The following is a 20973-nucleotide window of genomic DNA, read 5'->3' as shown; positions in this document are numbered from 1 at the left end:
CCGTCAGGCCGCGCTTTCATCGGCCAATTGCCGGTTCCAGAGCTGCGCATAGCGGCCACGCCGGACCAGCAGCATGGCATGGCTGCCTTGCTCGACGATCTCGCCCGCCTCGAGCACCACGATCAGGTCGGATTCCGCGATGGTCGAGAGCCGATGCGCGATGGTGATAACCGTGCGCCCCTGCCCGGCCCGGTCCAGCGCCGATTTTATTTCCTGCTCGGTATCCGTATCCAGCGCGCTTGTGGCCTCGTCCAGCAGCAGGATCGGCGGATCTTTCAGCAAGGTGCGCGCAATGCCGACGCGCTGTTTCTCACCGCCAGAGAGCTTGAGCCCCCGTTCCCCCACCTGCGTCTCATATCCTTCCGGCAGGGAGCGGATGAAATCGTGGATCTGGGCGGCGCGGGCGACCTCTTCGATCTGGTCCTGCGTCGCGTCGTCCAGTCCGTAGGCGATGTTGTAGCGGATCGTGTCGTTGAACAGCACCGTGTCCTGCGGCACCACGCCAATGGCGCTGTGCAGGCTTTCCTGCGTGACATCGCGGATATCCTGACCGTCGATCCGGATCGCCCCGCCGGTCACATCGTAGAACCGGAACAACAGACGGCCCACGGTGGACTTGCCCGACCCGGTCGCCCCGACAATTGCAACGCGCTGCCCCGCACCGACGCTCAGCGACACGCCACGCAGGATCTCGCGCGCCGGGTCATAGCTGAAGCGCACCTTGTCAAAGGTGATCTCGCCACCGGAAACCTGCAAATCGGACGCGCCGGGCTTGTCCTCCACCTCGGGCGGCTGCTCCAACAGGTCGAACATCTCTCCCATATCGATCAGCGCCTGCCGGATCTCGCGATAGACAGTGCCAAGGAAATTCAGGGGCACGGTGATCTGGATCATATAGGCGTTCACCATGACGAAATCGCCCACCGTCAGGGTACCGGCCTGCACTCCGATGGCCGCAAGCACCATGACACCGACCAGACCCGAGGTGATCAGGACCGACTGGCCGAAATTCAGGAAGGACAGCGAATAAGAGGTCTTGAGCGCCGCCCGCTCGTATCCCCGCATCGCCCCGTCATAGCGCTGCGCCTCGCGCTCTTCGGCGCCGAAATATTTGACGGTCTCGAAATTCAGCAGGCTGTCGATGGCCTTCTGGTTGGCATCCGTATCCTGCGTATTCATTTCGCGGCGCAGTTTGACGCGCCATTCGGTGACGGCAAAGGTGAACCAGACATAGGACACCAGCACCCCGACAACGATCACCAGATACCACCAGTCGAACATTACCGTCAGGATGATCGCAATCAGGATCAGCTCAAGAAGCAAGGGCCCGATGCTGAACAACAGAAAACGCAGAAGGAAATCGACGCCCTTGACCCCGCGCTCGATGATCCGCGAGAGCCCTCCGGTCTTGCGCGTCAGGTGATACCGCAGCGACAGCTGATGCATATGCCGGAATGTCTCGAGCGCCAGCCGCCGCAGGGCCCGCTGGGCAACCGGCGCGAAAAGCGCATCCCGCAGCTGCTGAAACCCGACATTCAATGCCCGCGCGACGCCATAGGCAACGGTCAGACCGACCGCCCCAAGCGCAAGCGGCGGCACGCCTTCCCCGGCAAGCGCGTCCACGGCTCCTTTGTACAGAACCGGCGTGGACACGGCGATCAGCTTGGCACTGACCAGCATGACCATCGCCAGCACAACCCGGATCCGCAGGGTCCGGTCATCCGCGGGCCAGAGATAAGGGGCGACGGCCCGAATGATGCGAATTCCCGAACGCCGGGTTTCGTTGGGTGCACCCGATTTGGCTTGAGACATGAACGATCCTTGTCAGCTGGCCCGAAAATAGGATCCCGGGCCGTAAATGACCATAGCGTCTACCAATTACGCATGGTCCTGCCACAGACGTTCACAGTTTCCGCAGAAACCAGACCCAACAGACCCCCACCCAAGTGACAGGACATATCCTCTCAGCTTCTTTGGGTCAAAAATATCCCGGGGGTGAATTGGCCCGAAGGGCCAAGAGGGGGCTGGCCCCCTCTCTCCCCCGTAGTCACCACACCCAAAGGATCAGGTTTTCGTCCTGTGCCCTAGTCTGGAATGGTAAAAATCTGCCCCGGATAGATGAGATCGGGATCGCGGATCGAGTCGCGGTTTGCCTCGAAAACCCGCACATAGAGCGTACCCTCGCCATAGCGGTCCTCGGAGATCGCCCACAGGGTATCGCCCTGCTGCACGGTAACCGCGCGGATCGGCGGCTGGGGGGCCCCGGTTTCCGAATTGTCACGCGCGGGCGGGTTGAGCACGGCAGGCGGTTCCCGCTTGAACGGCGTCTCCACGCGGCTGAGCACACGACCCTCGCGGGTCAGTTCGTCAAGGCGCAACGTGTAGACCCCCGGACGGATGTCCTGCAATTCGCCGCGCCACGACCCTTGTGTGTCGGTATCAATATCGGCGACCGCTCGGTTATCGAGATAGACCCGGACGACGGAGGAATCGCGGGCACGCCCGCTCAGCTGTACATCCCCCGCTGCGGAATAGCTGATCGTATCCAGTGCCATGGTTGTCATGGCATCGGACCGTTCCGGGATTGCCGGTTGCAGCAGTTCGATCCCGTCACTGCCCGCCCTCAAAACCGCCACGGCGCCTGATGGAGCTTCCACCACCGGGACCGCCGATACCGGGTTGCCTTCCGCATTCTCAGTGTCCACTGCGGCGTTCTGCTCCGTCGTGCTGGTGCTTGCCGTGGCGGATTCTGACGCGGTGCTGGCCTCGACACTGGCGGTTTGCTCTTCGACCTTCGGCTCTATCGCCGGGACAGTCTCTGCGGTGACCGTATCAGTCGTGGTCGTTGGGATTGCCACGGGGGCCGGATTTACGTCCGCGGTGGCTGGCGCAGCGGTTTGCGTTCCGCCTGTTTCGGTCGAGGCCGTTTCGGAAGGGGTCGGGAGTGCCGTTGCGACCTGCTCCGTAGTATCCTGCGAGGCGCCTTCGCCCGGCGCTGCGCTCGCGTCCGGTTGCCCGGCGGCAGAGGTTGCTTCCTCACTTGCCGTTGGTTCGCTTGCCGGGTTGTTGGTCTGCGCATTCTCCGCAATTGCCACCTCGGTCGAAGCGTCGTCATCGGCTGGTGTGTCTCGGGAAGTTTCGGCCTCCGCCGTTGTGGTGGTCGCCTCTCCGTCATCGGATCCGTTTTCGCCCGACGAGCCCTGCGCATCTCCTGCTACCGGAGCTGCGCTGCCGGAATCCGGCCTATTATCTGTTTCGTTTGTGGCAAGGGTGGTCGGGGCGAGGATCAGACGGTCGGTGGAGGCGAGCTCCTGCCCGTCGACTTCGGACATCAGGGTCAGCAGGCGCGGGGCGCTACCGAGGTCGAGATCGAGAAAAGCCGCGAATTTGCCATCTGCCCCAGCGGTGGTTCGCCCGACCTCTTCTCCATCGAGACGAACGATTACTTCGGCCCCCGGCTCTGCTGATCCGGCAATCAGGGCGCTGCCATCGGGTTCGACGCGGGCGATATCGACGGCGGGCGCGGTTGGTTCCGGTGCGGACGGAGCCTCTTTGACCGCGGCCGTCTCTGCGGTCTCTGCGGTTTCAGCGTTAGCGCGTTCTGCTGTCTTCTCAGCTGGATCAGAAGTGGCAGGCTCTGCTGAGGTGGTTTCCGGCGCTGCGACTGCGTCTGTACTCTCACCGGTATCAGGTTGCGTCTGAACGGCAGTTGTCGTATTGGTGTCGGCTTGATCGGCGGGTTCGGAGGTTCCGACAACCGCTGCAAGTTCACCACGGCCTGGATGTTCGAAAAACACATAGTACAAGCCGCCGCCACAGGCGGCGATCAGAACGCAGCCCAGCACGATCATTACCCTGCGGCCGGTCGGCCCGCTCGTTTCAGTCATCTTGTATCCCCAAAAGCGTGCCCCCGCACGCCATCGTCCCAGATGCGGCAAATTGCGCCGCTGCATTGAGCAAGCCTAGCAACCGGGATATCAGGGGTCAAAACCCGAATATCGGTTCCCCTCCTGAAAGGTTCATTCATGTCGGTAAAGTCAGTTTGTGTGTATTGCGGATCACGCTCCGGCGCAATTCCCGCGTATGCCGAGCACGCGCGCGAGCTGGGAACCGCCATTGCAGCGGCTGATTGGCGGCTGGTTTACGGCGCCGGAGACGTGGGGCTGATGGGTGAAGTGGCCCGCGCCACGCAAAGCGCGGGGGGCGATACCTTTGGCGTTATCCCTACCCATCTTGTGGCATGGGAAGTCGGCAAAACCGATCTGACCCGCTATATCGTCACCGAGACGATGCACGAGCGCAAGAAGGTCATGTTCATGAACGCCAATGCGGTGGTTGTGTTGCCGGGCGGTGCCGGGTCGCTGGACGAGCTGTTCGAGGTGCTTACTTGGGCGCAGCTTGGGCTGCACGAAAAGCCGATCCTGCTGCTGAATACCGCCGGGTACTGGGACCCGCTGTTGGTGCTGATCGACCATGTGATCGAACAGGGATTTGCCGATGCCTCGCTGCGCGATCACGTCAGGGTCGTGGATTCTCCGGCGGCGGCCATGGAAGACCTGCGCACAGCCCTGTCCTGACGGATAGCCGCGACCGAATAGATTATGAGCGCCGACCAGATCAGCGCAAAGGCCACCGCGTGCACCGACGTGAACGGTTCGCTGAAGAGCACGAAGGCGCAGATGAACTGGAGCGTCGGGTTGATGTATTGCATCACGCCCACTGTCGACATCGAGATGCGTCGGGCCGCGTAGCTGAAAAAGATCAACGGCATGCCGGTAAGCGGGCCTGCGAAAATCAGCAGAAGAGTGTCCTGCCACGACTGCCCGAAAGCGCCCGGACGCTGGGTGTAGATGGACAGCAGGATCGCAATCACGATGGGCATGAAGAGTAACACTTCGCAGGTGACCGAGACCATCGGGCCGACCGGTAGTGTTTTCTTGATCGCGCCGTAGATCGCAAAGGAAATCGCCAGCGCAAGCGAGATCCAAGGCACCGCGCCCAGCGCCCATGTCAGGATCGAGACCGCCAATATCGCCATCGCAATGGCAACGATCTGAGATTTACGGAGCTTTTCGCCGAACACGAACCGCCCGCAAAGGACAGCCATCAGCGGGAACATGTAATAGCCAAGGCTGGTTTCGGCATTGCGGTTGATCTGGGTGGCGTAGATGAAGAGGAACCAGTTGACCGAGATCATCCCCGAGGCGATGGCGATGATCCCCACCCGGCGCGGTGAGTTCAGCGCCTCTGGTATAGCGCGCAGCCGCCCCTGTATCGCGAGAATGCCGACGAAGAAAACCAGCGACCAGAACAGGCGGTGACAGAGCACCTCGGTCGCGGGCACATGGCTCAGGGGTTTGTAATAGATCGGAGACAGCCCCCAGATGGAGCAGGCGGCCACCATCGCCAGAAGTCCCTTGTATGTCTCGCTCATCCCGATCCCCTCGTCCGACACTCCTGCGCTTGAACCGGGACGGTTGCAAGAGCCGGGCGGATCGATTTGGGAAAATACATATCAAGTTAATGATGATCCGGTTACTGACCGGGGAAACGGCATGAGTCCCTTCAGTCTAAGAGGATCATATCCATGGGCAGGTTATTCTGCCCGCAGCGCCTGTTCCATTTCAAAGATCGTTGCGAACAGCTCGCTCTGTTCGACCCTGATGAAGCCCTGATAGCCCCTGCGGATGTCTGCAACCATGTAGAGCACGAGCCCTGTCAGCATCGAGAAGGCAAAGGTGCGCCATGTCAGGGACCGCCCCAACATGCCGGTGCGGTTGGCAAGCAGGAACACCGCAGTGATTGTCGCGATCAGGACGACCATCTGCGAGAAAGGCGCGATGGGTACGGCCTGTGTCGCGACGCGGTAGAGATGCGCATCGAGCGCGTCGTTGACCGCGCTTGCCACGAATGCCTGAATGGGTGGTGGCGTCGGCTCTTTCGTGGCCTTGAGGGTGGCAGGCCAGAGCCGGGACTGCGCGATCAGGCTGGCCTCGAGCCATGTATCGAATTTTTCGCGGGTGTCGATCTGCTGATGCGCCGGCACGATGCGCGTTTTTGCATAGTCGAAAATTGCGGTCTTCAGCTCTGTCCGGCCGGGGTCAGCCAGATAGTCCGCTCTCAGGAAAGCGGTGCCGATGGCGGCGGCTTCGTCGGTGGCGGCGGCTTTCATCGCTTGCGATATGGACAGCGCGTTGCCAAAGGTGAAGGCAAGCAGAAGGCCGAGGAGCGCTAGGAACGCGCCCTGTGTGGTTTCGCCGAGGTGGCTTTCCACCTGCTGTCCCTTTGCCATCAGGCGACGCCGTCCGGTAACGCCAAGCCAGTATCCCCCGACAAGCGCGACGGGCAGACCGATAACGACAATAATCGCGATGCTGGTGAGGCTTAGCGTCGCGAGGGTGACGTCGGTGTATTCCGCTGCCGCTGTTGTGGGTTGCATCGCTTTGTACCGCGAAGGAAAAACGAAAACTGATGATTCAGTTAAGACCAGAAATTATGTACTTGCACCAATTTTCGAACAAGTCTCAGCGGGATAGACGCACTTTTTGGGGTCGGCAGACCGGGTTGGTCGCCTATGCGAGGCTTTCTCGACATTCACAGCGCGAGCAGGGAGGACAGCGTGCTTCCATCCGGATCGGCAAGAACGGCACCTAAGTTGTTGCTTCCGTGAAATTATGCGGAAACACCAGCCTGTGGCGGGTGCCTGTTTCATCGCTCTGCGTTGTCATCTTTCCACTAAGCTGAGTCGTAAAGGCTTCGGTGAGTTTCTGGCCCAACCCGGAATCCACGCGTGCGTTGGGATCAATTCCGCCACCGTTGTCAGAGATTGACAACTGGAACATGTCGTTTTCGACCCCAAGAAGAACGGACAGATGACCACCCCCGTCTTCGTTGAATGCATATTTGAGACTATTCGTGGCAAGCTCGTTCACGATCAGCCCCAAGGGAATGGCGACCCGTGTCGACAGTGGCAGTTCGACGACGTCGACCTTTAATTCCGGCGGCTTCGGATGGCCCGAGGATGTAATAAGATCCTCAACCAGCGAAGATAGATATTGCCGCGTATTTACCTGATCGACGGCGCCGGCCCGGGACAGGGTCTTGTAGAGCTTACCAACAGCGTCCACTCGTGCTCTCATGCGTGTGAAGGCAGCTTTGCAATCCTCATCGCTGAGGTTTCGCGCTTCCATCGCTATGATACCCCCGATCATGGACAGGCTGTTCATGACACGGTGGTTGAGCTCTTCCAGAAGGCGTTCAGCGTGATCCAGTGCCGCTGTACGCTCGGCCTCCAGGCGGCGACGTTCCGTGATGTCCTGCATGGCCAGCAGCAACATATGGGTGTGGTTTCCCTCACGATGAACTTTGCGCGCGTTTAGCAGAATGTTACGTTCGCCGATCTTGGGAAAGACGTGCTTGACCTCGAAGTCTTCGACGGAGGTATTTCGTGGCACGACGTCCGTGAGCAGGTCAATGAGAGCGGGGATCGCCCACTGTCCGTTACCCAAATCGTCCAATTTGCGCCCGACGGTTTCACCAGGCTCTACATGAAATGTGGCGTAAAAAGACCGACTGGCACTGATAATTCCGAGCTGCTCATCGAGAACCAAGAGAGGTTCGCGGACGGTATCGACGATACCCGTGGACAACAATCGCTCCCGCTCAAGCGCTGCGCCTGCGTCGCTTTCGGCCGTCACGTCCTCTATGGCCAATAGAATACGCCGCGACCCATTGCCGGGGCGGATCGTCTTGCGCGCGTTAAGCCGCATGACACGACGACCGATGTGCGGGAAGACGTGATCGACCTCCACATCTTCAACTTTGTGACCTTCGTCCAGAATGCGGTCCAGAGCGCCGATCAGCGTCGGAATATTCCACTGCCCGTTCCCAAGCGACGACAGGTTTGCCCCGATCGTCTCATCGCGGTCGACTTCGAATGTAGCGAAAAACCGGTCGTTGGCGTATTCAACCACCAAATCCTCGGTCAGAACCAAAAGGCTCTCTCTCAGGCTCGCAACAATTTCTGCAGGATCAATCTGGCGTAGCATGTCAACGTAAATGATACTCGCTCCTCAACGGCGAAACGTTTCGATGTCCCGCATCAGATAGCTACACCTATCAAAAGCAACCTAAATAGGTAAGTGGTACCATTATCATTGTGAACCACGTTTCTATTCCGGACAGACGCGTGCCTGTGGAAGGTCGATATTTTGGGCTCAAACTCGACCTTCGCTGCAGTTTACCAGAACGATCCGGTCTGTTTTACACTGGCAATCGAGGTATTGGCCTGCTGTGAGCTGCAAACTGAGCTAATGAAAAAGGCGCCCCGAGGGACGCCTTCTTATAATGTATCCGTCGCGGATCACATGCGCGAAGCGACGTTTTCCCAGTTGACCAGGTTGTCGAGAAAGTTGGTCAGATAGGCCGGACGCTTGTTGCGGAAGTCGATGTAGTAGGAATGTTCCCACACGTCGCAGCCCAGCAGTGCGGTCTGGCCGAAGCAAACGGGGTTCACGCCGTTTTCGGTCTTGGTGACCTTGAGCGAACCGTCGGTGTCCTTGACCAGCCATGCCCAGCCCGAGCCGAACTGACCGGCACCGGCTGCCGAGAAGTCTTCTTTGAACTTGTCGACCGAGCCAAAGGCTTCGGTAAGCGCTTTTTCCAGATCGCCCGGCATCTTGCTTTCGCCCGGGCCCATCATTTCCCAGAACTGGTTGTGGTTCCAGAGCTGGCTGATGTTGTTGAAGATACCCGACTGAGCCACGGCAGAGCTGTCATAGGTGCCCTTGATGATCTCTTCGAGGCTCTTGCCTTCCCACTCGGTCCCGGCAATCGCCTTGTTGCCGTTGTCGACATAGGCCTTGTGGTGAATGTCGTGGTGGAATTCGAGGGTTTCCGCGGACATGCCGTTCGATGCAAGCGCGTCGTGAGCATATGGAAGATCAGGTAGTTCAAAAGCCATTTCGGCCTCCCTTGGTCATGGTGAATGTCCTGTGACGTAACTGAGCGCGTTGGCCCCTATCGTCAAGGCTCAATCTAAAACGCGAGGTGATCTGGTAAGTTCCGGGATCAGGCCAAGCCCTTGAAATACGCGCATTTCATGTTCCAGCCTGATTGTATTCGGCTTGGTGGGCTCACGGCCGGGGATGTTCGCGGTATCAGACCGGGTCTTGTGCCGCATGGAACCCCGCGGCAGACCCGGCGGCCGCGGCCACCTTGAGCACGTCATAGGCATATTGCGCGACCGAGCGGAAACAGATCAGGCGGAAGTTGTCGTCATCCTCCATCCAGATCGCAGCGGCAATCTGTGCAAGACGGGTGCGACGGATCTCTCCGGGTTTGAACACCTCGGGGTGGAGATCGACCGGGCAGAGCTTGGCCATCACGTCGCGGGCATCCTCGCCCGAGATCGCAAATATCGCCCGTGCGTCCGAAACATCGACCGCCAGTGCGTTGGTATTGCCAAGGGTCTTGGTCATCTTGGCAAGCCGGTCGGAGACTTCCTCGTACGGGCAGAGAATGAGCAGCTCATCCGGGGACATCCATGCGAGCGCCCCGGTGTCGGAGACGGTGATCTGGCGCTGTCCCGGGAAGGTGGCGCCGGAGGCGGTTGTCGCCACCTTCTTGACGGTGGTGAGCGACAGGTCTCCGCGCAGGGTTATCATGCCCTGCAGGCCGGTTTCATCGATGCGGACGAGCCCGGAATAGCCCGCGTTGTTCAGGGCGCTGATCGTCTCAGACATTCTGCTTCTCCCCGTCCTTGTCATAGAAGACCGGATCGACGATCCGGGCCTGATAGGTCTTGCCGTCGGTGCCGGGGAACTCCAGCACCTCGTCCATGCGGTCGGGCCCGTGCAGAACCAGCCCCATTGCGATGCCTTTGGACAGGGTTGGCGAATGATAGGTCGAGGTCACGCGGCCCTGCGTGTTGCGCTGGCCGTTGGCATTCGTGCCCTCGGCCACGGCATAGGCCCCGTCGGGCAGCACCGATCCGTCCAGCGTTTCGAGACCGACGAGTTTCCATCGCGTCGGGTCGGTCATGTGGTCGCGCTGCTGTGCGCGCTTGCCAAGGTAGTCCTCTTTCTTCTTGGATATCGCCCAGTTCAGGCCAAGATCCTGCGGGATCACGGTGCCGTCGGTTTCGTCGCCGATCATGATAAATCCCTTTTCGGCCCGCATGATATGCAACGCCTCAGTGCCATAAGGCATGACACCAAGCCCCTGCCCCGCTTTCATGAGTTCCGACCAGAAGGCCAGCCCCTGCGAGGCCGGAACGGCGATTTCGAAACTCAGCTCACCCGAGAAGGAGATACGGAAGACGCGCGCGGTGAAATCGCCGATCTGGCCGTCCTGCCATTCCATGAACTTGAAACTATCCGCAGAGAGATCCATGCCGCCCATCTTGTCGAGCAGCTCGCGCGCCTTGGGGCCGACCACGGCGATCTGGGCGAATTGTTCGGTCAGGTTCGCGGTGTAGACTTTCCAGTCCCACCATTCGGTCTGCAGCCATTCCTCCATATGGGCGTGGATGCGATCGGCGCCGCCGGTGGTCGTATGGCAGAGGAATGTGTCATCGTCGATGCGGGCAACCACGCCGTCGTCTATGAGAAAGCCGTTTTCGGAACACATAAGCCCATACCGGCATTTGCCTGGTTTCAGGGTCGACATCATGTTCGTGTAGAGCATGTCGAGGAATTTGCCCGCGTCCGGCCCCTTGACGAGGATCTTGCCAAGGGTCGACGCATCGAGCAGGCCGACCTTCTGCCGGGTATTGCTGACCTCGCGCATCACCGCGTCATGGGTCGTCTCACCCGTGCGCGGATAGGCATAGGGTCGGCGCCAGTGGCCGACCGGTTCCCATTCGGCGTTATGTTGGCGGTGCCATTCATGCATAGGCGTGCGGCGCAAGGGCTGGAAGACCGATCCGCGCGCCTCGCCTGCGATGGCACCCATGGAGATCGGCGCATAGGGCGGGCGAAAGGTGGTCGTTCCGACGGCCGGGATCGGCGCGCCGAGCGCATTGGCCAGCGTAGCGAGACCGTTGATATTGCTCAGCTTGCCCTGATCTGTCGCCATGCCAAGGGTCGTGTAGCGCTTGGTATGTTCGACGCTTTCATAGCCTTCCTGCGCGGCCAGTTGCACATCGCTGACCTTGACGTCGTTCTGGAAATCCAGCCACGCTTTTGTTCTCAGACCGACGCGGGCCTCCTGCGGCATGAGCCAGACCGGTTCGAGCGGGGCTTCGGAGTTTTGAACAACGGCAAACTCCGGTGCTTTGCGCAGCCGGAACCCGGCGGCCTTGGCTGCCTCGCGCCCGGTCTGGATCGCATCCGGCACGATACCGTCAAGGGACAGGATGCCATTGGCACTGCCTGCAGGCAGGACGAACCCCTTGCCATCTGCACCGATCAGCGGACGCTCGGGATCGGGGCGGAAATGTGCATGGGTATCATCCCACAGCAGCTTGCCGCCACAATGGGACCAGAGGTGCACAGCAGGAGACCAGCCACCGGACATGGCAACAGCATCGCAGCCGACCTCTTCTAGCGCGCCGCCTGCGCCGATCTGGGCGCATATTTGTACCTTGCGGACCCGTTTTCCGCCGGAAACCTTGGCAATCGCGCGTCCGCAATCGATGCGGATACCAAGCTGACGGGCCTGATTCATAAGGGCGCCGCCCCCTGTTTCGCGGGCATCGAGGATGCGCAGCACATCAAGCCCGGCCTTTTTCAGCTCGATGGCCGTGCGATAGGCATCGTCGTTATTGGTGGCGACGATAATCCGCTGGCCGGGGGCGACGCCGTAGTTCACGAGATAGTCGCGCATCGCCGAGGCGAGCATGACTCCGGGCACGTCATTTCCCGCAAATGCCAGCGGGCGTTCGATGGCCCCGGTTGCCGTGATGATCTGCTTGGCACGGATCCGCCAGAGCCGGTGCCGTGGGCCGTTGATGTCGGGCGCATGATCGGTGAGCCGCTCATACCCGAGCGCATAGCCGTGATCGTAGACGCCCGCGCCCATACAGCGCGTGCGCAGCGTGACATTGGCGCGCGCGCTTAGATCGCTTACCAAAGTTTCCACGAAGTTATCCACAGGTCGGTCGTCGATACGACCGCCGTCAACCGGGCCCCTGCCCCCCCAATGCGCGGATTGTTCCAAAACCAGCACCCGTGCGCCGGTTTCGGCAGCCGAACGGGCCGCGACAAGGCCAGCGACCCCGCCGCCAATCACCAATACATCCGTAAAGGCGTGGAAATGCTCGTATGTATCCGCGTCGGCCTCTTTGGGGGCCTGACCCAGACCGGCGGACTGGCGGATGAAGGGTTCGTAGACATGTTTCCAGAAGGCCCGTGGATACATGAACATCTTATAGTAGAACCCTGCCGGGAGCAGCCGCGAAAGGCTGGCATTGATCCCGCCGACGTCAAAGTCGAGCGTCGGCCAATGGTTCTGCGAACGTGCCACCAGCCCGTCGAAAAGTTCGGTCGTCGTGGCGCGCTGGTTCGGCTCGAACCGGGCGCCCTCGCCCATGTTTACAAGAGCGTTGGGTTCCTCGGTCCCGCTGGCCACGATGCCGCGCGGACGGTGATATTTAAACGACCGCCCGACCAACATCTGGTCATTGGCAAGCAGGGCCGAGGCAAGTGTATCGCCCTTAAAGCCCCGCAGGGTCTTACCATTGAAAGTAAAGGATATTTCCCTGTTCTCGTCAATCAGGCGACCGGATTTGGAGTAGCGGTGGCTCATGAGGGGCTCCTTTCCGGTTCGGATATTTCGACGGTCCGGTTCATCCAAGGAACCTCCATGTCCAGCCAGGCGCGACCCCGGAAATCCGTTTGCGGATATCTGCCGGGGGTTCGGTGGTCTGCGCGGGATAGGTACCATAGACTTCAAGCGTCACAGTATTGCGCGCGGCATGAAACCACTTGCCGCAGCCATAGGAATGCCGCCAGCGCTCGAAGTGTACGCCAAAGGGGTTTTCCCGCGCGAAAAGATATTCTTCAAACGCCTCGTCCGAAGAGCCGGGACCGTGCCGTTCGATATGCGCCTCGCCGCCAGCACTCAGTTCCGTCTCATCGGCCTGAACGCCGCAATAGGGACATTGAAGGGTCAGCATAGGCGTATCTCCTGTCTTTGACGGCCGCGGACAAGAGAACCGATAGCGCGATTGAATGCTGATCCGAAGAACCAGCAGCGATTAGCGGGTATAGGGGGTATCTTGTACCGGTAGGAATGGGGAAAGGGGCCGACAAAGGCCCGACGTTTCAAAATGGAAACGGAAAAAATTCCGGTTTCGATTGATTTGTCAACAGTTTGAAACGGGAAGTTAACGAAGCCGCGAAATTTTATCCACAGAACCAGAAATCCGGCCAAATGCCACCCTAAGCTGTGCCAGGCGTCGGCTTCTGCACCCCTGAAATGAAAAAAGATGGGCACGAGGCAAGCCCATCTTATACTCTTTAATATAACCAGAGCCGCATCAGCGCGGCAGTACTCAGTCTCCTGAGACCTCTCCTTCGATCGCCTGCCCGTTGGGCAATTCGATCCGAACATCAGGCTGGTCTGCAGTGGGGATGCCGCCGCCAAATACGATCCAGCCGAGAACACCAAGCGCCACGACGACGCCGCCAAGAATGAATGCGAGCGCGCCGTTTGACGACCGTCCCGTTTCCGATGAATGAGCCATTTCGGCCCTCCTGTGCTTGTTTTCGCTAGCATAACGATTTTTGAATTCGTCCGGTTCCCGGGAGCTTCAAAATTTATGCGGCCGTGCTTAGTAGAACAGTGCGGCGCCGAGTTCCTCTGTTGGATCAGGCACTTGGCGAAATTCGCGAGTTGGGGGATTTCCCCGTTTTCAGAGCGTGTGCAAGAGGTATGCGAGGACCGCGGCGAATACGAATTCTGACAGGAGTAGCCACACAGCCTTGTTGGCGATCGAACGACTGTACTGTCGCGCTCTCCACTGGGGTCCGCGACGGTACGGATTGACTTTTTTGAGAAGAGTCGGCCCAAACATTTGCTTGCCCTATTGCTTCGCCCCGACGATCCAACGTGAGTTTCGATAGCAAAGTTCCATTGTTCCGCATCAGGAGCGCCAACGCCACAGGCAGAATATGCGTGCTGAGGCATCAATGGGCCACTCCGGCGGCAACGCTTTCGTCAATGAATTTCCCGACGCGAAACCTGTCGAGAGAAAATTCTTCCGCCAGCGTGGACTGTCCTGCAGCCATGAGTTCAGCCATGGCCCAGCCGGAGCCCGGAATGGCTTTGAATCCCCCGGTGCCCCATCCGCAATTGATGAAACATCCCTGAAGCGGTGTTTTGGAAATGATCGGAGAACGGTCGCCGGTCACATCGACGATCCCGCCCCACTGGCGCAGCATCTTGAGCCGGGAGATCATGGGAAAGGTTTCGACGAGGGCACGCACGGTTTCCTCGATATGATGGAAACTGCCGCGCTGCGTGTAGCTGTTGAAACTGTCAGTGCCGCCACCGATCACCATTTCGCCCTTGTCGGACTGGCTCATGTAGCCGTGCACGGTGTTGGCCATCACAACCACGTCCATGCAGGGCTTTATCGGCTCGGAAACCAGCGCCTGAAGGGCGACGGTTTCCAGCGGCAGTCTGAAACCGGCCATGTCCGCAAGACGACCGGAATGACCCGCGACGACGATGCCCAGCTTGGAACAGTCGATGGGGCCTTTCGATGTCTCGACCCCGCGCACCTGCCCCTCCTCCTGACGGATGCCGGTCACTTCACATTTCTGGATGATGTCCATGCCCATGTCGGAACAGGCGCGGGCATATCCCCAGGCGACCGCATCGTGGCGCGCAGTACCGCCCCGCGGCTGCCAGAGCGCGCCCAAAACAGGATAGCGCGGCCCATCGATATTCATGATCGGGCAGAGTTCCTTGACCTCGCGCGCGGAGATAAACCGCGTATCGACGCCTTGCAGCGCGTTGGCGTGGGCGGTTCTTTGATAGCCGCGTATCTCGTGCTGTGTCTGCGCCAGCATCATCACGCCGCGCGGACTGAACATGACATTGTAGTTCAGATCCTGGCTGAGCGTTTCATAGAGGCTGCGCGATTTTTCATAGATCGCGGCCGAAGGATCCTGAAGGTAATTCGAACGGATGATCGTCGTGTTGCGCCCGGTGTTACCGCCGCCAAGCCAGCCCTTTTCAATCACCGCGACATTGGTGATGCCGAAATTCTTGCCAAGATAATAGGCCGTTGCCAGCCCGTGCCCACCTGCCCCGATAATAACCACTTCGTACCGGCGGCGCGGTTCCGGGCTTTTCCAGGCGCGTTCCCAACCGGAATGAAATCGAAGAGCTTCGCGGGCGATGGCAAAAGCAGAGTAACGTTTCATTCAGAAGCTCCCGGATTGGATTCGAATGCTGGTCGCTCCATTCTTGCGTCTGTGGGCCGGGAACGAAAGACCCGAGGTCACGCAAATTTGCCGGAGCGGCTCTTTGCCAAGCATAATTCGGCGTGATCAATTGGAACATGTGCCGCTTTGTCCCTTTTTCGCCGGACGTCGGGGGTCTAGATAGGCGTCAGAGCAGGAGAACGCATGACATTCTGGATCATCACCTTGTTGCTGGCGCTGAGCGTCTCGCTTTTACTGGCTTTGGCCTTGCTGCGGGGATCGCGGATGCGGGCGTCCGCGGACAGCGAAGGCTATGACGTGCAGGTCTATCGCGACCAGTTGGCCGAAGTGGAACGCGACCTGGCCCGCGGCGTGATCGGTCCCGAGGATGCAGAGCGCGTCCGCACAGAGGTTTCCAGGCGCATTCTTGCCGCCGATGCCGACAAACGGGGCAAGCCTGCGGAAAGCGAGGCCGCGCCGATCCTGTCGTGGGCCATGGCGGCGGTGCTGGTGGCGATTGTCGTGGCGGGGAGCTTTTTCCTTTACCGCGATCTTGGCGCGCCGGGATATGGAGACCTGAGCCTTGATCGCCGGGTTGCCATGGCCGAGGAGTTGCGGGCATCGCGGCCCGATCAGGCCACCGCCGAAGCGAGCGTACCCGACCAGCCTGCGCCTGCGAACCTGACCGAGGAATACAAGAACCTTGTCGCGGAGCTGCGCGAAACCGTTGCGACCCGCCCCGACGACCTGACCGGGCAATCCCTTTTGGCACGCCACGAGGCCGCCAGCGGAAACTTTGAAGCGGCCTATGCGGCGCAAAAGCGTGTCATCGCGCTTAAAGGCAAAGATGCCGGGTCGGAGGATTTCACCTATCTTGCGGATATGCTGATCCTCGCGGCGGGCGGTTACGTGTCACCCGAGGCGGAAAACGCGTTGAAAAAGGCGCTGTCGCTTGCCCCGCGAAATGGCGCGGCTCAGTATTACTGGGGTCTGATGATGGTGCAGACCGGCCGTCCCGATCAGGCCTTCCGGATATGGAACAACCTGCTGACACAGAGCCCGGCAGATGCGCCTTGGATACCGCCGATCCGCGAGCAGATCACCCGCGTTGCGCGAGAAGCGGGTGCGAACTTTACCCTGCCGCCTGAGCCGCAGACAGGCGGCCCCCAACTGCCCGGCCCCAGCGCAGAAGACGTCGAGGCGACAAAAGATATGACGCCCGAAGACCGTCAGGCGATGATCGAAGGCATGGTGCAGGGTCTGGCCACGCGCCTTGCCGATGAGGGCGGACCGCCCGAGGAATGGGCGCGGCTGATTTCCGCCCTTGGTGTTCTGGGCGATCTCGATCAGGCCCGGGCGATCTATGATAATGCCCGGTCGGCCTTTGCCGGAGAGGATGCGGCACTTGCGCAGATCGAAGCGGCGGCGGAAAGAGCGGGGATTGCCGAATGATCTACGACAATTTCGAGCAATTCGCTGCGGCCTGCCCACAGATGCGCGGGCTGATGGGTCTGGACCTTGGCGACAAGACCATCGGTGTTGCGGTGTCCGATCTGTTCGGTTCCGTTGCAACGCCGCTTGAGACGGTAAAACGGCGCAAGTTCACGCTGGACGCGGCGCGGCTGGTAGAACTGGTCGAGGCACGGCAGATCGGCGCCATCGTGCTTGGCCTGCCGCGCAACATGGATGGCACCGAAGGGCCGCGCTGTCAGTCGACCCGCGCCTTTGCCCGAAACCTCGTGCGGTTGATCGAGATGCCCATCGGCTTTTGGGATGAACGTCTGAGCACGGTGGCAGCCGAGCGCGCGCTGCTCGAGGCGGACACCTCGCGCAAGCGCCGGGCCGAGGTTATCGACCACGTCGCCGCCAGCTATATCCTGCAAGGCGCGCTGGACCGGATCGGACATCTGAAGCGGGAGAATGCATCGTGAAACCGCCGGTCTGGACGCGCAACGAGATCGAAAGCCCCTGCGTGCAGATCTGCGTCATCCATCCGGCAGAGCGGATTTGCACCGGCTGCTATCGCACGATTGACGAAATCGCTCGCTGGTCGCGGATGGAACCGGAAGAACGCCGGACGATCATGCAGGAATTGCCGTCGCGTGCGCCAAAGCTAGCAAAACGACGCGGCGGCCGGGCCGCCCGGCTGAAACGCTAGTTCGGTTCGAGCCACGCGGAGACACCGCCCGGCATCGGCGGGCGGAAGTAGGCGATCATACGGCCATCTGCCGACGCTTTGGCGCCCTGCTGCCAAGGCGCCACGCCGTGCAGCGCCAGACGGTGCAACAAAACCGCCTGCGCCGGTTTCATGGGCAGTTCGACTCGCGGACAAGTCTCGAAAACCTCGCGCCGGGCAGATTGGTAGGCGTCGGTCACGTCGATACTCTCCCATTGGGTTGGCGGATAAGGTGAAAGCGCCTTAAGCAATCCATGCCTGATAATGGCTGGACTGCCCGACCAGACCACGAGCGGCGCGGCATTCGCATCAGCCTCGCTTAGCGGAATGCCCAAGATCCACGCGTGAGGTTCGCTGATAAAGCGACGCCGCTCAGGCCCCGTGGCAATTATCCCGTCGATATGTGCGGCATCCCGCTTGAGGCGATAGCGGAAGGCTGCCGGTGTTTCGCCATCTCTCGGTTTCGGATAGCCGGGATAGGTGGCCGAAATTTGCGCAGGGTGAAGGTCTGACCAGACCCCGGCGCTGCGCAGGACGTCGACGACATGGCCCTGCAGGGGACCTGAGCCGCCGATGCGTCCCTCGGTATCATTGGGCAAGGCGTCCAGACCGACGAACCATGTGCCTTCGCACTGGAGCAGATGAGCAAGCGACGGATCGCGTATGGCAAGTCGTGCTGAAGGAAGAGCAGCCAAAGCCCAGTCGACCAACTTGGGATCATGGTCAAACAGGCACCACCCCAGATCTGCGAGCTCTTGCGACTTTGTCAAAGATTATGTTCCCGTAAAAATACGCAGATCGGACACGTAACCGGCCGCATCATCCTGCATTTGCGAGTTCGACGGCTTCTTCGACCTGCGCAAGCGCTGCAATGACCAGATCGCCATTCGCTCCGGGCTTATGCGCGCCTTCGGAGAGCGTCCTCCGCCATGCCCGCGCACCCGGCCGCCCCGCGAACATGCCGAGCATGTGGCGCGTTACCTGGTGTAGCTTGCCCCCTTCGGCGAGGTGGGCGGCGATGTAGGGCAGCATGGCGCGCACGACCTTTTCGGGTGAACGGGCGGACCCATCCCCGTAGATTTCAGCGTCGGCCGTGCTTAGCACCGTGGTCGGGTCGTGATAGGCCGCGCGCCCGATCATCACGCCGTCAAGGCCCGCGTCGAGGAAAGAGACCGCCTCTTTCAGTGTCTTGATGCCGCCGTTGACCGAAATATGCAGGTCGGGAAACTGTTCGGCCATGCGCAGGACAAGCGGATAATCCAAAGGCGGAATATCGCGATTTTCCTTTGGGCTCAGCCCCTGAAGCCAGGCCTTGCGGGCGTGGATGGTGACCCTTGAGCAGCCAGCCGCCTCTATCCGGGACAGGAAGTCGGGGAGGACTTTTTCCGGGTCCTGATCGTCAACACCAATGCGGCATTTGACCGTCACATCGACATCCACCGCATCTTTCATCGCTGTCACGCATCTGGCGACCAGATCGGGGCTTTCCATCAGAACCGCGCCGAAACTGCCCGACTGGACGCGATCCGACGGGCAGCCGCAGTTCAGGTTGATCTCGTCATAGCCTGCCTCCGCCCCCATCACGGCCGCCTCGGCCAGTTCGGCCGGATCGGAGCCACCAAGCTGCAGCGCCACGGGATGTTCGGAGTCGTGATGTGCCAGCAGGTGCAGCGCCTGTCCCCGCACCAGCGCCGGTGACGTCACCATTTCGGTATAAAGCAGCGTATGCTGGCTGTACTGGCGATGAAGAAACCGGCAATGCCGATCGGTCCAATCCATCATGGGTGCCACGGCAAGCCGTGACGCATATTTTGCATTTACTTTCATACACTTACTCTCCGCATACGCAGACAGCCACCTAACGGGATTTCTCGTGATTCCCGGGGGTTTTCCCTGGTTTCCGTGGGTTTTCCAAGACAGCTTGCTACCGAGTAGCAACATCCATCCCGCCAATCATGTCCGAGCCAGAGCTCCGCCAGGGTCAGGCGACCCACCTGATTCTGGCTGCGCCTCGACTTACCCCATCCGGACGGTTTCCGGCCAGATCGAAGTGACACCACGTTCTCGACGATCAACAAGAAAGGGACGGTCATGTCTCACACGACACAAGTTAGCTCCAAAAATATACTCCAGCAAATCTCGCGTGACCGCGCAGCGGGTTCTCCATTTGCCTTCCGCGCAGAACTGCCCGCCCAGCCGCGACCTGCCGAAAGTTCCGGGACCAGCAAGAAAGACTCTTTGCGAAAGCCGAAACAGACCAAGCGGACGCAAGTGTCGACCAAAGCGGATAACTTGCCCACAGTAGAAGACTGTTCGGACGAACCCTTCATTTCGGCACGCGCTCCGAAAGACGGCCTCCCGAGATACTGCGCACAAATCCGTCGCAGGACCGACGGTGGTCCAATCAATATAAGCAAGACATTCACAAGCCTCAAGGACGCCAAGAAGTGGCGAGATGACACGTTGGCCCAGATACAACTGGGTTTACTTGCTCCCAAGCAAGAAGAAGGCTCAAAAACGGCACCTCGTGTCTGTGATCTAATTCAAAAAAGGAAGGACAAGGGGCGGAGCGTCGAGAAGACCGCAACCCAAAATCTCGAATTTTGGATCAATCACCCACGCTGTCAGGAGCCAGCGTCTACCATAGACCTGAAGTGGTTCCAAAACGCGGCAGAGGACCTGCTCAAGTTGGAAATGATGCCGCAAACCGCGGCGACCTACATGACAATGCTTGCTTCATCTTTGAAATGGGCAGCTGAACGCGACGAGGATGTTCCATACGATGTCGTCGTTCGCGCCATGAAAGTATTGTGGCACGATGAAATCTTGGCACGGTCCGAGGAGCGTGAACGGCGCCCCACTCTCGATGAGCTCGATCTGATCTTTGACGCAGTGCTTGCGAACAAAAGGCAAAAGATCCCTGTTATCACGATAAGTGTGTTCGCCATCTTCTCCTGTCGCCGCCTCAGTGAGATCTGTCGTCTTCGCTGGAGTGACCTAAACGTGACTGATCGAAAGATTCTGGTGCGGGAGATGAAGCACCCCCGCAAGAAGAAAACTAACGACGTTTGGGTGAAGCTCACCCCTCAGGCCATGAAAATCATCCTTTCCATGCCCAGGACGTCGGACTTTATTTTCCCATACAATCCGCGTTCAGTGGGCACCGCTTTTCGACGCCACCGGGAGCGCGTCAAGATTGACGATCTGCGTTTTCACGATCTCCGGCACGAAGGTATCAGCCGTCTGTTCGAGAAGGGAAAGCGTGACCATTTCGTGATGAAGACCTCAGGGCATCAGTCTCGAAGCTGCTTGGATCGGTATGTGAATGTCGAAAAGAAGGGCGATAAATTCAAGAATTGGCACTGGCTGGACTGGGTTCTGGCATACTGGGCCAGAACCTGATCACCTGCCGACTCCGTGACT

18 protein-coding genes are annotated in these 20973 nt (G+C 59.8%); 5 read left to right on the top strand and 13 right to left on the bottom strand.

What is annotated here, in order from left to right:
• Positions 1 to 3 precede the first annotated feature (3 nt).
• Together MF268_RS08435 and MF268_RS08430 are read right to left on the bottom strand one after the other, a co-directional pair.
• On the bottom strand, positions 4 to 1812 hold the full coding sequence (locus MF268_RS08435) for an ABCB family ABC transporter ATP-binding protein/permease (protein ID WP_238370426.1): 1809 nt from the start codon (positions 1810 to 1812) through the stop codon (positions 4 to 6).
• Positions 1813 to 2084: 272 nt separating this feature from the next.
• Positions 2085 to 3887, bottom strand: a complete 1803-nt coding sequence (locus MF268_RS08430; protein ID WP_238370425.1) for a LysM peptidoglycan-binding domain-containing protein — start codon at positions 3885 to 3887, stop codon at positions 2085 to 2087.
• 138 nt (positions 3888 to 4025) lie between these two features.
• Here MF268_RS08430 and MF268_RS08425 point away from each other — a divergent pair, with 138 nt between their 5' ends.
• Positions 4026 to 4577, top strand: a complete 552-nt coding sequence (locus tag MF268_RS08425; RefSeq protein ID WP_238370424.1) for an LOG family protein — start codon at positions 4026 to 4028, stop codon at positions 4575 to 4577.
• On the opposite strand, the gene rarD is transcribed toward MF268_RS08425, so the two are convergent.
• The 9 genes from rarD to MF268_RS08380 all read right to left on the bottom strand — a co-directional run bounded on the left by rarD (position 4514) and on the right by MF268_RS08380 (position 15374).
• Positions 4514 to 5434 carry an EamA family transporter RarD gene (gene rarD / locus MF268_RS08420; RefSeq protein ID WP_238370423.1) on the bottom strand — a complete coding sequence of 307 codons (921 nt, stop codon included), beginning with the start codon at positions 5432 to 5434 and terminating at the stop codon, positions 4514 to 4516. The two genes, MF268_RS08425 and rarD, sit on opposite strands and share 64 nt — an antisense overlap.
• 162 nt (positions 5435 to 5596) lie before the next feature.
• Positions 5597 to 6439: a bestrophin-like domain gene (locus MF268_RS08415; RefSeq protein WP_238370422.1), complete on the bottom strand. Its 843-nt coding sequence runs from the start codon at positions 6437 to 6439 to the stop codon at positions 5597 to 5599.
• 211 nt (positions 6440 to 6650) lie between these two features.
• Entirely contained in the window at positions 6651 to 8048 is a 1398-nt protein-coding gene (locus MF268_RS08410; protein WP_238370421.1) for a sensor histidine kinase, read from the bottom strand.
• 314 nt (positions 8049 to 8362) lie between these two features.
• Complete coding sequence (locus MF268_RS08405; protein ID WP_088632696.1) at positions 8363 to 8962, bottom strand: superoxide dismutase; 600 nt, start codon at positions 8960 to 8962, stop codon at positions 8363 to 8365.
• Between the two features lie 196 nt (positions 8963 to 9158).
• Positions 9159 to 9743 carry a sarcosine oxidase subunit gamma gene (locus tag MF268_RS08400; protein ID WP_238370420.1) on the bottom strand — a complete coding sequence of 195 codons (585 nt, stop codon included), beginning with the start codon at positions 9741 to 9743 and terminating at the stop codon, positions 9159 to 9161.
• The gene (locus MF268_RS08395; RefSeq protein ID WP_238370419.1) at positions 9736 to 12747 is read right to left on the bottom strand and encodes a sarcosine oxidase subunit alpha family protein; all 3012 of its coding nucleotides are present in this window, start codon (positions 12745 to 12747) and stop codon (positions 9736 to 9738) included. Before MF268_RS08395 ends, MF268_RS08400 begins: the two co-directional genes overlap by 8 nt.
• A gap of 40 nt (positions 12748 to 12787) precedes the next feature.
• On the bottom strand, positions 12788 to 13117 hold the full coding sequence (locus MF268_RS08390) for a sarcosine oxidase subunit delta (RefSeq protein WP_238370418.1): 330 nt from the start codon (positions 13115 to 13117) through the stop codon (positions 12788 to 12790).
• Between the two features lie 378 nt (positions 13118 to 13495).
• Entirely contained in the window at positions 13496 to 13687 is a 192-nt protein-coding gene (locus tag MF268_RS08385; RefSeq protein WP_238370417.1) for a hypothetical protein, read from the bottom strand.
• A 442-nt stretch (positions 13688 to 14129) separates the two neighbouring features.
• Complete coding sequence (locus tag MF268_RS08380; RefSeq protein WP_238370416.1) at positions 14130 to 15374, bottom strand: sarcosine oxidase subunit beta family protein; 1245 nt, start codon at positions 15372 to 15374, stop codon at positions 14130 to 14132.
• Between the two features lie 204 nt (positions 15375 to 15578).
• Here MF268_RS08380 and ccmI point away from each other — a divergent pair, with 204 nt between their 5' ends.
• The 3 genes from ccmI to MF268_RS08365 are packed head-to-tail and all read left to right on the top strand — an operon-like array spanning position 15579 to position 17532.
• A complete protein-coding gene (gene ccmI, locus MF268_RS08375; protein ID WP_238370415.1) occupies positions 15579 to 16826 on the top strand; it encodes a c-type cytochrome biogenesis protein CcmI in 1248 nt (415 codons plus the stop codon).
• Positions 16823 to 17305, top strand: coding sequence for a Holliday junction resolvase RuvX (gene ruvX / locus MF268_RS08370; protein ID WP_238370414.1), 483 nt, complete (start codon positions 16823 to 16825; stop codon positions 17303 to 17305). The genes ccmI and ruvX overlap by 4 nt, the downstream gene beginning before the upstream one ends.
• The gene (locus MF268_RS08365; RefSeq protein WP_420485426.1) at positions 17299 to 17532 is read left to right on the top strand and encodes a DUF1289 domain-containing protein; all 234 of its coding nucleotides are present in this window, start codon (positions 17299 to 17301) and stop codon (positions 17530 to 17532) included. The genes ruvX and MF268_RS08365 overlap by 7 nt, the downstream gene beginning before the upstream one ends.
• Here the strand turns inward: MF268_RS08365 and MF268_RS08360 are convergent.
• Positions 17529 to 18320 carry a hypothetical protein gene (locus tag MF268_RS08360; RefSeq protein WP_238370412.1) on the bottom strand — a complete coding sequence of 264 codons (792 nt, stop codon included), beginning with the start codon at positions 18318 to 18320 and terminating at the stop codon, positions 17529 to 17531. The genes MF268_RS08365 and MF268_RS08360 overlap by 4 nt on opposite strands.
• Positions 18321 to 18369: 49 nt before the next feature.
• On the bottom strand, positions 18370 to 19377 hold the full coding sequence (gene dusA / locus MF268_RS08355; protein ID WP_238370411.1) for a tRNA dihydrouridine(20/20a) synthase DusA: 1008 nt from the start codon (positions 19375 to 19377) through the stop codon (positions 18370 to 18372).
• Between the two features lie 264 nt (positions 19378 to 19641).
• Between dusA and MF268_RS08350 the strand changes: the two genes are divergently transcribed.
• Positions 19642 to 20952 (top strand): site-specific integrase, encoded by a 1311-nt coding sequence (locus tag MF268_RS08350; protein WP_238370410.1) that lies wholly within the window; start codon positions 19642 to 19644, stop codon positions 20950 to 20952.
• Positions 20953 to 20973: the final 21 nt, after the last annotated feature.

This window comes from Heliomarina baculiformis, assembly GCF_019966545.1.
Taxonomy (GTDB): Bacteria; Pseudomonadota; Alphaproteobacteria; order Rhodobacterales; family Rhodobacteraceae; genus Heliomarina; species Heliomarina baculiformis.
The sequence above is the reverse complement of the archived record's forward strand: the minus strand, read 5'-3'. Positions and strand labels throughout refer to the sequence as shown.

Coding starts and splice junctions, on each gene's coding strand:
- ruvX (WP_238370414.1), top strand. CDS start 16,823: ATGATCTACGACAATTTCGAGCAATTCGCTGCGGCCTGCCCACAGATG.
- MF268_RS08405 (WP_088632696.1), bottom strand. CDS start 8,962: ATGGCTTTTGAACTACCTGATCTTCCATATGCTCACGACGCGCTTGCA.
- MF268_RS08430 (WP_238370425.1), bottom strand. CDS start 3,887: ATGACTGAAACGAGCGGGCCGACCGGCCGCAGGGTAATGATCGTGCTG.
- MF268_RS08400 (WP_238370420.1), bottom strand. CDS start 9,743: ATGTCTGAGACGATCAGCGCCCTGAACAACGCGGGCTATTCCGGGCTC.
- MF268_RS08410 (WP_238370421.1), bottom strand. CDS start 8,048: ATGCTACGCCAGATTGATCCTGCAGAAATTGTTGCGAGCCTGAGAGAG.
- dusA (WP_238370411.1), bottom strand. CDS start 19,377: ATGAAAGTAAATGCAAAATATGCGTCACGGCTTGCCGTGGCACCCATG.
- MF268_RS08390 (WP_238370418.1), bottom strand. CDS start 13,117: ATGCTGACCCTTCAATGTCCCTATTGCGGCGTTCAGGCCGATGAGACG.
- MF268_RS08380 (WP_238370416.1), bottom strand. CDS start 15,374: ATGAAACGTTACTCTGCTTTTGCCATCGCCCGCGAAGCTCTTCGATTT.
- MF268_RS08395 (WP_238370419.1), bottom strand. CDS start 12,747: ATGAGCCACCGCTACTCCAAATCCGGTCGCCTGATTGACGAGAACAGG.
- MF268_RS08415 (WP_238370422.1), bottom strand. CDS start 6,439: ATGCAACCCACAACAGCGGCAGCGGAATACACCGACGTCACCCTCGCG.
- MF268_RS08350 (WP_238370410.1), top strand. CDS start 19,642: ATGTCTCACACGACACAAGTTAGCTCCAAAAATATACTCCAGCAAATC.
- rarD (WP_238370423.1), bottom strand. CDS start 5,434: ATGAGCGAGACATACAAGGGACTTCTGGCGATGGTGGCCGCCTGCTCC.
- MF268_RS08425 (WP_238370424.1), top strand. CDS start 4,026: ATGTCGGTAAAGTCAGTTTGTGTGTATTGCGGATCACGCTCCGGCGCA.
- MF268_RS08435 (WP_238370426.1), bottom strand. CDS start 1,812: ATGTCTCAAGCCAAATCGGGTGCACCCAACGAAACCCGGCGTTCGGGA.
- MF268_RS08385 (WP_238370417.1), bottom strand. CDS start 13,687: ATGGCTCATTCATCGGAAACGGGACGGTCGTCAAACGGCGCGCTCGCA.
- ccmI (WP_238370415.1), top strand. CDS start 15,579: ATGACATTCTGGATCATCACCTTGTTGCTGGCGCTGAGCGTCTCGCTT.